At 60.8% G+C, this 12,691-nt stretch carries 10 protein-coding genes; 9 read left to right on the top strand and 1 reads right to left on the bottom strand.

The genetic code is table 11. The features are described 5' to 3' along the window. The first annotated feature begins 3 nt into the window (after positions 1-3). The 4 genes from aguB to V6Z53_RS13870 all read left to right on the top strand — a co-directional run bounded on the left by aguB (position 4) and on the right by V6Z53_RS13870 (position 4,302). Positions 4-912: an N-carbamoylputrescine amidase gene (gene aguB, locus V6Z53_RS13855; RefSeq protein WP_338586083.1), complete on the top strand. Its 909-nt coding sequence runs from the start codon at positions 4-6 to the stop codon at positions 910-912. A gap of 1 nt (position 913) precedes the next feature. Continuing rightward, on the top strand, positions 914-2,017 hold the full coding sequence (locus tag V6Z53_RS13860) for an extracellular solute-binding protein (RefSeq protein WP_338586084.1): 1,104 nt from the start codon (positions 914-916) through the stop codon (positions 2,015-2,017). Positions 2,018-2,070: 53 nt separating this feature from the next. Beyond that, positions 2,071-3,192 (top strand): agmatine deiminase family protein, encoded by a 1,122-nt coding sequence (locus V6Z53_RS13865; RefSeq protein ID WP_338586085.1) that lies wholly within the window; start codon positions 2,071-2,073, stop codon positions 3,190-3,192. Positions 3,193-3,294: 102 nt separating this feature from the next. Further along, complete coding sequence (locus V6Z53_RS13870; protein ID WP_338586087.1) at positions 3,295-4,302, top strand: Ldh family oxidoreductase; 1,008 nt, start codon at positions 3,295-3,297, stop codon at positions 4,300-4,302. Positions 4,303-4,346: 44 nt separating this feature from the next. On the opposite strand, the gene V6Z53_RS13875 is transcribed toward V6Z53_RS13870, so the two are convergent. Beyond that, positions 4,347-5,525 (bottom strand): hypothetical protein, encoded by a 1,179-nt coding sequence (locus V6Z53_RS13875; protein ID WP_338586088.1) that lies wholly within the window; start codon positions 5,523-5,525, stop codon positions 4,347-4,349. 185 nt (positions 5,526-5,710) lie between these two features. Between V6Z53_RS13875 and V6Z53_RS13880 the strand changes: the two genes are divergently transcribed. The 5 genes from V6Z53_RS13880 (at position 5,711) to V6Z53_RS13900 (ending at position 12,683) form a co-directional block, all read left to right on the top strand. Then, entirely contained in the window at positions 5,711-6,640 is a 930-nt protein-coding gene (locus V6Z53_RS13880) for a LysR substrate-binding domain-containing protein (protein ID WP_338586089.1), read from the top strand. Between the two features lie 233 nt (positions 6,641-6,873). Beyond that, positions 6,874-8,298: an aldehyde dehydrogenase gene (gene aldA, locus V6Z53_RS13885; RefSeq protein WP_338586090.1), complete on the top strand. Its 1,425-nt coding sequence runs from the start codon at positions 6,874-6,876 to the stop codon at positions 8,296-8,298. A gap of 82 nt (positions 8,299-8,380) precedes the next feature. After that, positions 8,381-9,700 (top strand): MFS transporter, encoded by a 1,320-nt coding sequence (locus tag V6Z53_RS13890; protein ID WP_338586091.1) that lies wholly within the window; start codon positions 8,381-8,383, stop codon positions 9,698-9,700. A 1-nt stretch (position 9,701) separates the two neighbouring features. Continuing rightward, positions 9,702-10,919: a mandelate racemase/muconate lactonizing enzyme family protein gene (locus V6Z53_RS13895; RefSeq protein WP_338586092.1), complete on the top strand. Its 1,218-nt coding sequence runs from the start codon at positions 9,702-9,704 to the stop codon at positions 10,917-10,919. 153 nt (positions 10,920-11,072) lie between these two features. After that, on the top strand, positions 11,073-12,683 hold the full coding sequence (locus V6Z53_RS13900) for a GMC family oxidoreductase N-terminal domain-containing protein (protein WP_338586093.1): 1,611 nt from the start codon (positions 11,073-11,075) through the stop codon (positions 12,681-12,683). Positions 12,684-12,691: the final 8 nt, after the last annotated feature.

Genomic DNA, 12,691 nt, shown 5'->3' on the forward strand with positions numbered 1-12,691 from the left:
GCGATGACGCTCCTGACAATCGCCACCACCCAGATGCCGTGCACCTGGGACCTGAAAAACAACCTCGACCAAGCCGAACAGCTTGTCCGCGAGGCAGCGGCCAAGGGTGCCCAGGTCATCCTGCTGCAAGAGCTGTTTGCCACGCCGTATTTCTGCATCGAGCAAAATCACAAGCACCTGGCCCTGGCCGAGGAGTTTCGCGAAAGCCCGGTCCTCAAGCGCTTTGCCGCATTGGCGAGGGAGTTGGGCGTGGTGCTGCCGCTGAGCTGGTTCGAGAAGGCCGGCAACGCGTATTTCAATTCTCTATGCGTGGCCGATGCCGATGGACGCCTGCTGGGTGTTTACCGCAAAACCCATATCCCCAACGCCATCGGCTATCAGGAGAAAGAATATTTCAGCCCCGGCGACACCGGTTTCCGGGTCTGGGACACCGCGTTCGGGCGCATCGGCGTGGGCATCTGCTGGGATCAGTGGTTCCCCGAGACGGCACGTTGCCTGGCCTTGATGGGCGCCGAGGTCCTGTTGTTTCCCACGGCGATCGGCTCTGAACCAGGCTGTGCGAGCCTGGACTCCCGCGACCATTGGCAAATGACCATGCGCGGTCATGCGGCGGCCAACATCCTGCCGGTGGTGGCGTCCAACCGCGTCGGCCGGGAAGCCGCGACCACCGATCCAGCGTTGCAGATGAGTTTCTACGGCTCGTCCTTCATTTGTAACCACAAGGGCAAATTGCTCGCCGAGGCCGACCGTGACAGCACCGGCGTGCTGGTGCACAGCCTCGACCTGGCGGCCATGCGCGAAGAGCGCCTGAGCTGGGGCATCTACCGCGACCGCCGTCCGGACATGTACGGGGCGTTGTTGAGTCAGGACGGGCGCCACATCAACTCACGCTGGAACACTCAAGGAGTTTGATATGCACGTTTCCCACAAACGCTTGCTCGCTGCCCTGGGTTTTTCACTGTGCTGCACGGTGCCGTCGCTGCACGCCGAGGAGAAAACCCTGCGGCTGTACAACTGGGCCGATTATTTCGCCGAAGACACCCTGAGCCGCTTCACCGCCGAAACCGGGATCAAGGTGATCTACGACGTGATGGATGGCAGCGAAACCCTGGAAGCCAAGATGCTCGCGGGCGGCAGCGGCTATGACCTGATCTTTCCCGGCGACACCGTGGCCGAGCGCCTGATGCGCGCCGGCAGCCTGATGCCGCTGGATCGCTCGAAACTCACGGAGCTGGCCGACATCGAGCCCGGTCTGCAAAAACTGCGCAAGCAATACGAGCATTCGAGTCAGGCCACCGTCCCGTACACCTGGGGCACCATCGGCCTGACTTACAACGCCGAGCAGATCAAGCAGCGCGTGCCCGACGCCCCGGTCAACAGCCTCGACATGCTGTTCAAACCCGAACTGGCGGCGAAGTTTGCCGATTGCGGCATTTCGATGATCGATTCGCCGGATGAAGCTCTGGCGGTGGTCCTCAACTATCTCGGTCGCGACCCACGCAGCGGCAAACCGGAAGACCTGAAGGCAGCGAGCGAACTGCTGATGAAATTGCGACCGTACATTCGCAAGTTCCAGTCGCAACCGGTGACCGATCTGGTCAACGGCAACCTGTGCCTGTCCCTCGGCTATAGCGGCGACATGACCCAGGCGCAACGCACGGCGGATTCCGCCGGCAAGAAAAGCGACTTCCAGTACCGCATTCCCCGCGAAGGCACCACGATCTGGATGGACACAATGGCCATTCCCGTCGACGCCAGACATCCGGAGTACGCCTACGCGTTCATCAACTTCGTCATGCGTCCGCAGAACATGGCCGCCATCAGTAATTTCACCGGTTACCCGACTTCCAATGCCAAGGCCCGTCCGGACGTCGATGCAACGATGCGCGACAACCCGGACATCTACATCGACGAAGCCACCTATGCTCGATTGATACCCGGCAAAGATATTCCTCAGGCCGACATGCGCGCACGCATGCGCACCTGGACCAAGTTCAAGACGGCCACAAGCCAATGATTCCGGGCCGGCGCACAACGCCGGCCTTTGCCCCTTTTTCAGGAAACAGACACATGTCAACGCGTCGCGAATTCATCAAACAGGTATCGGTTGCCGCCGGTGTGACAGCCGCTTTCATGGGCCTTGGCCTGAGCCCCGCGCAAGTGCTGGCGGCGGGCGAGGGTCGTTGGTACATGCCGGATGAAGGCGACAAGCATCAACAGGCTTTCATCGCGTTTGGCGCGCAGGACGCCATCTGGGAAGACTTCACCGCCGACGTGCAAGCGGCGCTGGGCCTGATCGCGCGGACCATCGCCGGCTATGAACCGGTCACCGTGTTCTGTCGCGACAGCGAACGGGATCTGGCCGAAGAACACTGCGGCACGAAGAACATCACCTACGTCATCACCGAACTCGACGACATCTGGATGCGCGACATCGGTGCCAATTTTGTCGTCGATGGCAAGGGCGATCTCGGCGCGGTGGATTTCAATTTCAACGGCTGGGGCAACAAACAGCGGCACAGCAAAGATGCTCAGCTAGCCGCGCTGGTTGCCGAGACCGAAGAGGCCCGATACCTGCGCAGCGAATTGGTGGGCGAGGGCGGTGGCATCGAGGTGGATGGTCACGGTACGGGGATCATGACCGAAAGCAGCTGGATCAATAAAAATCGCAACCCCGACTGGAGCAAGGCCGAGGTCGAACAGGAACTGAAGGAACGCCTGGGTTTGCGCAAAATCATCTGGTTGCCGGGCATCAAGGGCAAGGACATCACCGATGCCCACGTCGACTTCTATGCCCGTTTCGTCAAGCCGGGCGTGGTGATCGCCAACCTCGACAAGGACCCCGAATCCTACGACTACAAGGTCACCCGCGCCCATCTGGAGATACTGAAAAACGCTACCGACGCCGATGGCCGCCCGTTGCAGGTGCACACCGTGTCGCCGCCACTCAATCCACGGCAGAGCAAGTTCAGCAAGAACAACCCGGACTTCGCCGCCGGCTACATCAATTACTTCATGATCAACGGGGCGATCATTGCGCCGCAGTTTGGTGACAAGGCAGCAGACCGCAAAGCTTTTGATCTGCTCACTCAACTGTATCCGGATCGCGAAGTGGTGCAGCTCAACATCGATGCCATCTCGGCCGGGGGCGGCGGCATCCACTGCGTGACCAGTCACCAGCCGAAGGTCTAGTGCGCCAGCGCTGTGCCGATTTCGTCGTCGTCAACGGCCAAAGCCATCAAGCCATCTCGCCCCGGATAGACCACCCTAAGCGGTCTGTTCAAGGAGATGACCATGATTCGATTGACCCTGATCCAGGCCCGCGAGCTGGCCGAATCGATCCTGCTGCACAACGGTTTCAACCTGGCCCATGCGCAAGCGGTGGCGGCGACAGTGATTGCCGGTGAGCGCGACGGCTGTGCCTCCCACGGTCTGTACCGGATTCTGGGATGCGTGAATTCCCTGCGGGCCGGCAAGGTGTCGGCCGATGCCGAGCCGCAGGTGATCGATCAGGCGCCTTCGATCGTGCGGGTGGATGCTGGCGGTGGTTTTTCGCAATTGGCGTTTCAGGCCGGGTTGCCGTTACTGGCACAAAAGGCTCGCGACAATGGCATTGCCGCATTGGCAATCAACCGCTGTGTGCACTTCTCGGCACTATGGGTGGAGATCGAGCAACTGACCGCTGCCGGGCTGGTGGCGCTGGCGTGCAATCCGAGCCATGCCTGGGTGGCGCCCGCCGGCGGACGCTTGCCGGTGTTCGGCACCAATCCCATCGCTTTCGGTTGGCCACGCGCGGGGCGCGACCCGTTTGTGTTCGATTTCGCCACCAGCGCGATTGCCCGTGGCGACATCGAGTTGCATCGCCGGGCCGGCAAGGCGATTCCCGAGGGTTGGGGCGTGGACGCACAGGGCCAGCCAAGCACCGACGCCAACGTGGTGCTCGACAGCGGCGCGATGCTGACGTTCGGTGGGCACAAGGGTTCGGCATTGGCGGCGATGGTGGAGCTGATCGCCGGGCCGCTGATCGGCGACCTGACCAGCGCCGAGTCGCTGGCTTACGACGGCGGCAGCAAGTCGTCGCCGTACCATGGCGAGTTGATCATTGCCCTGGATCCCCGGCGCTTTTTGGGCGACGCCACCGAACAGCATCTGGCCAGGGCGGAAACCTTGTTCGAGGGCATCGAAGGGCAGGGCGCACGCTTGCCGTCACAACGACGTTATGCGGCACGGGTGCGCAGCCTGGCGGAGGGCGTGCAGATTCCAGAGGCGCTGTACAACGACCTGAAATCGCTGCTGGTCTGAAACGAAACGGCAGCGAGCCCGCTCGCGAAGGCGTCCTCAGGACCTCAGAAGTAATACCCGATGTTCATGTACAACTGATTCTCCCAATGATCCGTCCCGCCAGCCCCCAGGCTCTGGGTGTAGCTGCTGCCGCCAATGTACGGATCGTTTTTGCCGAAGATCCATTCAGTGGCGATCCACAGTTTGCTCAGGGAGAACGATGTGCCGAGAATCACCCGTTCCGAAGTCTCGAAGTCGCTGGCGGATTTGTCGAAGGCGCTGTAGTTGGCGTACAGCTTCACCCCGCTGACCTGATCGAACAGGTACTTGCCGGCCACGTCGTAACTGAGGTCCGCCACGTACAGATTGCCACGGCTGGCAATGTTGTAGGTGCCGTCGTAACCGCCGAGGGTCACCACTTCGTCGCTGCCGGGGTTGCGCGGCGACATCTGTTGTCGTGCTGCCTGCAACTGCACTTCCCACGGACCGTTCTTGCCCAGGTAATGCAAGGCCACGGCGTTGCGGCGGCCGTCATCGTTGGTGTCGCGGTTCTGCAGGCTGGAGGTCAGGCCGGAGAGACCGACCTCGGATTTCCACGGCCCCAGGTCCAGCGCCTTGGCCACGCGCAGTACCGCGGTGTTGCGCTCCTGATTGTCGCTGCCGTCGGCCACATAGCTGTCGGCTTCCGACACTACGCTGGAGTAGGTGACGCCATTACTGGTGCCTTTGCCTTGCCACGCCGGGCGCAGGTAGTAACCGGCCTGGATGTTCCAGTCGCCCGATTGCTGGACGTATTTGGCACCGACTTGTTGCACGTCTTCCAGGCCGATGACGTTGCCCAGGGTTTCGTAGAAGGTGCTGCCGAAGTACGGCTGCAAACCGAACGGCACGGTGTTCAGGCCCACTTGCACCTGCTGGTCGGGGTTGAACCTGTAGCCGACCCACGCGAACTTGGCGAACTGGATATCGCCGTAATTCTTGGTGTACTGGTAGGGATAGGAACGACCGTAGAAGCGGTACTGAGCCTCACCGATCCAGCTGTCGGAGTTGTATTTGGCGCTGAGGAACACCGTGTCCAGGCCGAACTTCTGGATGTCGCGATCCGGATCGTAGTCCCAGCGGGCACGAACGGCGCCGCCGAGGTCGAGGTTGTCGGTGACTTGCACGGCCATGGCAGGGGCCGCAAAGGTGCAGAGTAAAGCGAGATACGAAGGGCTGAGGCGCAAAGAAGCGGGGAAGGGCATGTGGCAGCTCTCGGTTATTTTTATTAGAGATGCCGGCAAGTCTTGCGATCTGAGGTGCGTTGAACAAACGATTAAAAATCCGCTGAAACCTTCCTCGAACGCATGTTACTGAAAAAATCCTGTAGGACAATGTGCCGCTCCCATGTGATCCTTGCCGCCTCGTCACTGGTCCTTGAGAGCCTTTCATGAAACGCAAAATGCCCGGCCTGAATGCGCTCAAAGCGTTCGAAGTGGCCGGTAGCACAGGCAGCTTCACCCGCGCCGCCGAGTTGCTAAACGTCACACAAAGCGCGGTCAGCCGTCAGGTGCGGCAGCTGGAAGAGCAACTGGGCGAGAACCTGCTGGAGCGGCGCCATCATCACTTGGAGCTGACCAGCGCCGGCCGGGTATTGCTACGGGCATTGCATCAATCCTTCGACAAGATCGAGCTGACGGTGCGCAGCATCCAGCAGAAATCCCATGCCAACCGCCTGCACATCAACGCGCCGCCGACCTTCACCAATCGCTGGCTGATGCCGCGTCTGGGGCGCTTGCGCGAGAAACATCCGGAGCTGGAATTGAGCATCACCACGCGCTTGCAGGACAGCCTGGCGGAAACCAGTACGCTCGATTGCGCGATCCGTTTTGGCGACGGCGAATGGGATGGCCTGGACAGCTCGCTGCTGTTTCAGGAGCGGCACATCGCGGTGTGCGCTCCCACGTTGTATGCACGGGAGTGGAGCGAGCAGGGCATCGACCTCAACCGCCTGACGCTGTTGCATGTGCTGGCCCGGGAAGACCAGCGTTACCTGACCTGGAAGCACTGGCTGGACGCCGCGCGCATCAGCGGCGTCGACACCCAGGGTGGATACGAATTCGACCTGCTCGACCTGGCGATTCGCGCCGCCATCGACGGCCTGGGCATCACCATCGCCGACTGGCACATGGTCGCGCCGGAACTGGCCAGCGGTCAGTTGACCCAGGTGCTCAACGTGCACGTCGAAGGCCATCAGTCGTATTGGCTGGTAACCCGCCCCGAGCAGTTGCTGCCGCAACTGCAGGTGTTCAGCCAGTGGCTGCAGGAGGAGATCTGGCTGGCGCAACGGCAGCTCGAACCGTCTACCGCAGCTATCTGAACACCGCACTACTCCTGTGGGAGCCAGCCTGCTGGCGATAGCGGTGGATCAGTCGACATTTATGGTGGATGTATCGCCGCCATCGCCAGCAGGCTGGCTCCCACAGGGGATTTGGATCGTTTGTAGGTAACCTGCATTTTTCGAATGTTACTTCGCTCAATAAATCGTTTGTCCAACACGCGCCGGACGCCAAGACTGCCCGGACTGGATAAAAACAACGATGGGCGATTCACATGCGACTCGAGCGAAATTTTGTTAACGGCCACTTCATCGAACCGGCCAGCGATGCGCTGATCGCGGTCTACAACCCGGCGACCGAAGCGTTGGTCGGCCACGTTTCGGCCGCGACCGCCGACGAGGCGACAGCTGCCGTCGAAGCCGCAGCCGCTGCGCAGAAAACCTGGGGCAAACTCACCAGCATCGAACGCGCTGAGCACCTGCGTGCTTTTGCTGACGCACTTGAAGCCAACGCGGTGAACATCGGTGAAGCCCTGGCTGCCGAGTCCGGCAAGAGCGTCAGCGACGCCAGCAACGAAGCCCGCTACGCCGCGCAGATCACCCGTTACCACGCCGAGTGGGCGCGCCGCATCGAAGGCGAGATCATTCCCAGCGATAGCCCGAACGAAAACCTGTTCCTGCACCGCGAAGCGATTGGCGTGGTCGCCTGCCTGATCCCGTTCAACTACCCGGTTTACACCTTGCTGCGCAAAATCGCCCCGGCGCTGATTGCCGGCAACACCGTGGTGGTGCGCCCGAGCAACAACACGCCTACCTCGGCATTCGAAATCGCCAAGGCTGTGCAGCAATCCGGTTTGCCGGCCGGCGTGGTCAACATCCTGACCATGGATCACGGCACTGCTGCCACGGTTTGCACCCATAAAGCCGTGGGTTTGATCACCTTGACCGGTAGCGTCAACGCCGGGCGCATCGTGCTCGATTACTGCAAGGCCAACATCGCCAAGCCATCGCTGGAACTGGGCGGCAAGACACCGGCGATCATCGAGGCCGATGCCGACCTCGAAGCCGCCGCCAGCGCCATCGTCGCCTCCAAGACCACTCACTGCGGCCAGTTGTGCACGGCGGTCGAGCGGGTTTATGTGCAGGAAAGCGTCTACGAAAAATTCCTCGGCCTGCTGAAAGCAAAAATCAGCGCCGTGAAATTCGGCGATCGCACCACTGATGCGAGCCTGATGGGGCCGCTGGTCAACGCCAGTTCGCAGCAGAACATCCACGCCATGGTCGAGCGCGCCATCGCCGACGGCGCGGTGCTGGAAACCGGTGGATTTATCCCGCCAGGCAAAGGCCACTTCTACCCGCCGACCCTGCTCAGCGGCTGCCGTCAGGACATGGAAATCATCCAGGAAGAAATCTTCGGCCCGGTGCTGCCGGTACTCAAATACCGCGACATCGACGAAGCCCTGGCCATGGCCAACGATCACCAGTTCGGTCTGTCTTCTGTGCTCTACACCGAGAACTACCGCACCGTGCAGAAAGTCGCCAATGCCATCGAGGCCGGCGAGTTGTACGTCAATCGCACCCCGGCCGATCCGTACCAGGGCTTCCACGCCGGCTGGAAACGCTCGGGCCTGGGCGGCGATGACGGCAAGCACGGCATGCTCGAATTCACCCAGACCCGACTTGTGGTGATGAAGTACTGATCCGCCGGCAACACGCCTCACGCTGCACCCATAAAAACAATTAACACGGCCGCCCGGACAACGGGCGCCAGAGGTCTACTCGATGTCCAAGCATGCATCCACTGCTGCCGCTGTTCAGGGTTCGAACGCGGGTACACAAAGCCACAGCGACAAGGGAAGTCGCTATTTCCAACTGATGCTGCTGGTGCTCGCCGCCGGTGCGATCTACCCGATCCTGTACCTACGTCAGGTCTACCAGACCACCATGCTCGAAGTGTTCCAGATCAACCACAGCGAACTGGGTTATCTGTACTCGATGCTCGGGACGATTTTCCTGTTGTCCTATCTGCCGAGCGGCTGGCTGGCGGATCGCATTGCGCCGCGCTTCCTGATTTTCTTCTCGCTGGTCGCTACCGGCGCCTTGGGCCTGTGGTACTCCACCGCGCCGTCGATGACTGGTCTGATGATCATCTTCGGTTGCTGGGGCTTGACCACCGGCCTGACCTTCTGGGCCTCGGTGCTCAAGCGCGTGAAGATGATTGCCCGGCACTCCGAACAGGGCCGCTTCTTCGGCATCCTCGATGGCGGTCGCGGTCTGGTCGAAGCCTTGCTGGCGACGGTCGCGTTGGGCCTGTTCGCTTTCGCCACCGAAACCCGTGGCGAGTCGGCGGCCGAAGGTTTCAAGCACGTGGTCTACCTGTATGCCTTCACCTGTATCGCCATCGGCTGTGTGCTGGTGCTGATCAAGGACCCGAAGTCGATGGAAGAAACGGCGGCGGTGGAGAAGGGCAAGTTCAACCTGCTCAGCGACCTGACCACCCTGGTGAAAATCCCCGAGCTGTGGCTGGTCACCGCGATTGTGTTCTGCGGCTATCACATCTTCTGGGCCACCTACAGTTTCTCGGACTATTTGCAGGGCGGCGGCATGACCGCGGTCATGGCCGGCACCATCACCACCATCAAATTGTGGATGCGCCCGATTGGCGGCATCGGCGGCGGTTGGCTGGGTGACAAGTTCTCGAACATCTCGGTGCTGGTGGTGGCGTTGTTTCTCGCGTCACTGGCGATGGTCGGGCTGATCGTGTTCCCGGCGCTCAACAGCATGGGCTTGCTGATCGGCACAGTGATTTTCATCGGCCTGATGACCTACGCCATTCGCGGCCTGTACTGGGCGATTCTCGACACCTGCAACATTCCGCTGCGCATCACCGGCCTGGCCATCGGCATTGTCTCGGTGGTCGGTTACCTGCCGGACGCGTTCATTCCATTGATCAACGGCTACCTCACCGAGCATTACCCCGGTGCCTTTGGCTACAAGCTGTATTTCGGCTACATCGCTTTCGTCGGCCTGCTCGGGACCCTCGCGGCCCTGACCTTGCGCGCACGTATCAACCGTAAAACTTCGAACCGGACAGGTGCATAAGATGAAAATCGTCGCCCTTGAAACCCATATCGTCGCCGTACCACCGCCGCACATCGGTGGCATGTACTGGCTGTTCGTCAAGCTCAAGACCGACTGCGGCATCGAAGGCGTCGGCGAAATCTACGCCGCGACCTTCGGCCCAAAAGCCATGCTGCCGATCATCGAAGACGTGTTCGAACGCTACCTGCTCAACCATGACCCGCACCACATCGAGCGTTTTTTCCGCCAGGCTTATTCCAGCGGTTTCACCCAGCGCCCGGACCTGACCATGATGGGCGTGGTCAGCGGCCTGGAGATGGCTTGCTGGGACATCATCGGCAAAGCGGCGAACAAACCGGTCTATGAATTGTTGGGCGGCAAGGTCAACGAACGCCTGCGTTCCTACACCTACCTGTACCCGGTCAACAGCAAGGGCGAATACGACTACGACGACCCGGACCTGGCCGCCGAGTGCGCCATCGAGAACATGAACAAAGGCTTCACCGCCGTGAAGTTCGACCCGGCAGGCCCGTACACCGCGTACTCCGGGCATCAGATCTCGCTGGAAGTGCTGGAACGCTGCGAAACCTTCTGCCGCAAGATCCGCGAAGCGGTGGGCGACAAGTGCGATTTGCTGTTCGGCACCCACGGGCAAATGGTGCCGTCCTCGGCGATTCGCCTGGCCAAGCGTTTGGAGAAGTACGACCCGTTGTGGTTCGAAGAACCAGTTCCGCCGGGCCAGGAAGACGCCATGGCGCAAGTGGCGGCGAAGACCAGCATTCCGATTGCCACTGGCGAGCGCCTCACCACCAAGTACGAATTCTTCAAGCTGTTGCAGGCCGGCGGCGCTTCAATTCTGCAAATGAACGTCGCCCGCTGCGGCGGCCTGCTGGAAGCGAAGAAAATCGCCAGCATGGCCGAAGCCTATTACGCGCAAATCGCGCCGCATCTCTACAACGGGCCGATTGGCGCGGCGGCGAGTTTCCAGTTGGCCACCTGCACGCCGAACTTCCTGATCCAGGAAAGCATCATGACCTGGGGCGGTTTCCATGCCGAAGTCCTGACCAAGCCGCTGCAATGGGAGGACGGCTACATCATCCCGTCCACCGAACCGGGCCTTGGCGTGGAGCTGAACATGGACGTGGTGCGCAAGCATTCACCGTACACCGGCGAGCGTCTGCACCTGCAAATGGCACCGACCCCGGCGGATGTAAAAGACACATCGCCGGCCAGGGGCTGACACGGTTCCTGTGGGAGCCAGCCTGCTGGCGATAGCGGTGGATCAGTCGACATTGATGGTGAATGTCACGCCGCCATCGCCAGCAGGCTGGCTCCCACGGGGAATCGCATCGGCCATCCGAATTTTGTACAACGACTTACGCGGTAACCGTGCATGACATACGACTACATCATCGCTGGCGCTGGCGCCGCAGGCTGCGTTTTGGCCAATCGCCTTTCGGCCTCGGGAAAACACACGGTGCTGCTGCTGGAAGCGGGCGGGAAAGACAGTTCGCTGTGGTTCAAGATCCCGGTCGGCTTCGCCAAAATGTATTACAACCCGACCTTCAACTGGATGTATTACAGCCGTCCGCAAAAACAGCTGAACAACCGCGAAATCTATGCCCCGCGCGGCAAGGTCCAGGGCGGCTCTGGCTCGATCAACGCGATGATCTACGTGCGCGGTCAGGCCCACGATTTCGATGACTGGGCGGCCAACGGCAACGACGGTTGGGGTTTCAAGGATGTGCTGCCGTACTTTCGCAAACTGGAAAACCATCCGCTGGGCGACAGCGAATACCACGGTAGCAGCGGCCCGATCAGCATCACCCCGATGAAGGGCCAGACCCATCCGATCTGCGATGTGTTCCTCAAGGGCTGCGATGAGCTGGGCTATCCGCACAGTGACGACTTCAACGGGCCGAAATTCGAAGGCGCGGGCATCTATGACGTCAATACCCGCAACGGCCAGCGCAGTTCCAGCAGTTTTGCCCATCTGCATCCGGCGCTGAGCCGGTCGAACCTGACCGTCGAGCATTACGCTCTGGTCGACCGCGTGCTGTTCGATGACCAGCAGCGTGCCACCGGGATATCCATTACCCAGCACGGCGTGGTGCGCACCTTCACCGCGAACAGGGAAGTGATTCTCTGCGCCGGCGCCGTGGACACACCGAAGATTTTGCAGCTGTCCGGCGTCGCCGATCAGGCGTTGTTGGCCAAACACAACATCCCGCTGGTCAAGCACCTGCCGGCGGTGGGGCAAAACCTGCAGGATCACCTGTGCGCCAGTTACTACTACAAGGCCAACATTCCGACGCTCAACGATGAACTGAGCTCGCTGTTCGGCCAGTTCAAGCTTGGCCTGAAGTATCTGTTTACCCGCAAGGGCGCACTGGCGATGAGCGTCAACCAGGCCGGTGGTTTCTTCCGGGGCGACGAGCAACAGGCCAACCCGAACCTGCAACTGTATTTCAACCCGCTGTCGTACCAGATCCCGAAAAACAACAAGGCCAGCCTAAAGCCCGAGCCGTACTCAGGCTTCCTGCTGTGCTTCAACCCGTGCCGGCCGACCAGTCGCGGGCATATCACCATTGCCTCGAAAAACCCGCGGGACGCGGCGCTGATTGATCCGAACTATCTGAGCACTCAGAAAGACATCGATGAGGTGATCCAGGGCAGTCGCCTGATGCGCAAGATCATGCAGGCGCCGGCGCTCAAGGACATCACCGTCGAAGAGGTGCTGCCCGGCCCGGTGGTCGACAGCGACGAGCAGATGTTGCAGTACTTTCGCGAAAACAGCGGCTCGATCTATCACTTGTGCGGTTCGTGCGCGATGGGTACGGATGAGCAGAAGTCGGTGGTCGACAAGCGTTTGAAGGTTCATGGCTTGAGCGGTTTGCGCATCGTCGATGCGTCGATTTTCCCTAACGTGACGTCCGGCAATACGCACGCGGCGGTGCTGATGGTGGCGGAGAAGGGCGCTGACCTGATCCTCCAGGACGCCTGATTTCGTCG

Origin of the sequence: Pseudomonas sp. MAG733B (assembly GCF_036884845.1) — a bacterium.
Classification (GTDB): Bacteria; Pseudomonadota; Gammaproteobacteria; order Pseudomonadales; family Pseudomonadaceae; genus Aquipseudomonas.